At 43.5% G+C, this 2,928-nt stretch carries 2 protein-coding genes; both read left to right on the forward strand.

The window, feature by feature from the left end:
• Nucleotides 1-1,377, forward strand: a 1,377-nt coding sequence (locus VMW39_08025; GenBank protein ID HUW23961.1) for a FlgD immunoglobulin-like domain containing protein, incomplete at its 5' end; no start/stop codon positions are given.
• 19 nt (nucleotides 1,378-1,396) lie between these two features.
• Entirely contained in the window at nucleotides 1,397-2,731 is a 1,335-nt protein-coding gene (locus VMW39_08030) for a PorV/PorQ family protein (protein HUW23962.1), read from the forward strand.
• Nucleotides 2,732-2,928 lie beyond the last annotated feature (197 nt).

Consider the following 2,928-nt stretch of genomic DNA (forward strand, 5'->3'; position numbering starts at 1 on the left):
GGTTGGTCCGGGTATGGTACAGCCACAACCAGAAGTTATACAGGTTTAAGTGAAGGGAGTCATACATTTGAGGTTAGGGCTATAGATGGAGCGGGTAATGAAGATCCAGTACCAGCCTCTTATACCTGGGTAATCGATTTAGCAGAACCTGTCGGCATTTACCAGATTACAAGTAATCTGCTTGCTGCCAGAACTCTCGACGCAATCAGGTTGACTATTGCACTTGTCGACCCGGATACACTCGTGCCTATAAGCGGGGCAAACAATCCATTTATAATAAATGCCTGCACAATCAGTGGTGGAGATGCTCCGGGCAACTGGACAAAGATAAGTGGACCATCAATGCTAAACAATGGTCAAGCAGTAATCGAGGTAAGTTATGATACAGTGGGAAAAATTCGCTTCAAAGTAAGCGACAATTTGGGTTATGAACCAGGATATACTGCCCCTATAGACATTGCACCATGGGGGTTGCGCTATGACCTGGAGGCTCCGGAAAGAGTGGAAGCCGGTAGAGAATTTCCTCTTATAGTTAGATTAATTGATGATCCGGCTGTTGGGGGTGCGGGAAATCCGGTCACTCCTAATGAATATGCCAGACAGGTAGAATTGGTTGCTTATTCTTCTCCTGTAGGGACGCCGGCTGAGGGAGAATTGAAGATAAAAAGTTTCTATTTACAGGAAGGAGAAAAAACTGTCCTTGAGAGTTATAGCCTTGCCCATGTTATCTATATTGAGGCTTCTGATGCCGAGCCGAAGACTCCTCAATCTACACCGGGACGCACTGCTGACATTGAAGTTATTGGTGCACCAAAAACAGTTATGAAATTCGACGGAATGTATCGTGAAATGTACGATGGAATATATTTGAGAAGTAGTACGCGTATAATTATTATGTCGGTAACTGATATTATACCAGAGCCCATCCTTTATAGAGACAATGGCTCTGACTGGATGACCTATGTCGAACCATTTACTCTTTCTCCCGGCGCCCATACCATTGAGTATTATGGAATAGATGCATATGGGCATGAGGAAAGGATAAATCGGAGCAAGAAAATTTACGTCACTTTCTTTGGTGGCGGGGTCACCAATATACCCAATCCGTTCAAGGCGGGCAAAGAGCCGACTTATATAGAATATGACCTGAAAGAGCCTTCCAATGTAACCATTACAATTTACGACCTTTTCGGCCAGGAGGTCTGGCATGAGAGTTATGCAGCTGGAGAAAACGGTGGTCTGAAAGTTGATAACAGCGTTCCCTGGGATGGGAGGAACCTCTCCGGAAAAGTAGTGGCAAATGGAGGTTATATATGCCGCATCTGGGTGGAGAAAGAGAAAAGGCATATGTTAAGGAAGATTGCTGTTGCCAAATAAAGTAAGAGGAGATAAGAAAATGGAAAAGAGGGTTTTTAGACTATTTGGAGTAGCAGACTTCAGTCTGCGTTTTCTTATTTTGGTATTAATTTTGGCGATGCACTGGCAACTCGCCAGGGCAGATAATTACTACGGAATGCCCAATGACTATTTGCAGTATGGGGCAGGAGCGAGGTCTTTAGCCATGGGAGGAGCATATGTGGCCCTGGCAGATGAGGCCAGTGGACCTTATTGGAATCCGGGAGCGTTAACACAGATTGATGAACACCAGTTCCTTTCTATGTATGCTCCATTCTTTGAACAGACAAGTTATAACTTCCTCTCCTATGTTCATCCCCTGCGAAGGCTGGGGACTTTGGGTATTTCTGATGTTCTCGTCCATTCCGGAGGATATGAAGAAGTCACTCGCAAGCAAGGAGTAATTGGTACGAATATGTCGATATACAAGAACGCTATAATTATCTCTTACGCAAATAAGGTTCGTGAACGTCTCTCCCTGGGAGCAAGTTTGAAACTGATTCATGAGCGGGTGATGAGATATTCAGGGAATGGCCAGGGAATAGATTTGGGGATACTTTATCAGCCATTAGACGAACTAAATATTGGGTTAGCCCTGCAAAATGTTATACAGCCCAAGGTGACTCTAAGAGATGACCCCGATGTGTATGAGATGAATTTGAAAGCTGGTGTGGCATTGAGTGCATTCTCTAAACGCCTCACCCTGACTGCAGATATCAATAAGCTCGTTGACGAGAAGGCATACTTCTGTGCCGGGTTAGAAGTTTCTCCCTGGGAGAAGACTTCTTCTCTTTCTTTGAAAAGGGTAGATTTGAGGGCAGGATTTAACCACTTGCAATCTTTTACCTGTGGACTGGGACTGAAGATAAAATTTTTCACTGTGGATTATGCCTTTAGTTCTCATGACATGGGAAATCTTCACAAATTTGCCCTTACCTTTAACTGGGGAAATATCTATAAGGCAAGTGCGAATCCCATTTTGAAGACGGAAAACACCTATGGGCTTGACGCTTTAACCAATGAACTCGAATTTTCTACTGATATTCCTTCAATTACTGTAAAGAGATGGACTCTGGAGATAAAAGATGAAGATGAAGAAGTGCAGAAGACTTTCTCCGGGGAGACCCGTCCACCGGAAATTATCAAGTGGGATGTTTGTGATGATATGGGCAGGCCGGTAAAGAAGGGAGACTATTCCTACAAATTTACCGTTGTCTATAAGAATGATAGACAGTGGGTTGAGCAGGGAGAGATAAAGCTCCAATCATTCTCTTTAGAAGAGATGCCGATAGAAATTAGAGTAAACGGAGAAGAACTCACTGAGGGTGTTGAGTAATCCCGACATGTCGGGACGCTTTACACTCCATAGACAGGAGGAGAAGTAAAATGTTAAAAAATATGAGAAAAATTTCAATAATCATTACGATACTCCTTTTCATTCCTCTGTCAATAGCAGGAGCAAAGATGATGGAGATGGATGCCGTCACTGAGTATAAGTTCGCCAGTTCTGCTTATAGAAAAGGCAATGTAGAA

This window comes from bacterium (assembly GCA_035530055.1).
Classification (GTDB): Bacteria; UBA6262; WVXT01; order WVXT01; family WVXT01; genus WVXT01.

Coding starts and splice junctions, on each gene's coding strand:
- VMW39_08030 (HUW23962.1), top strand. CDS start 1,397: ATGGAAAAGAGGGTTTTTAGACTATTTGGAGTAGCAGACTTCAGTCTG.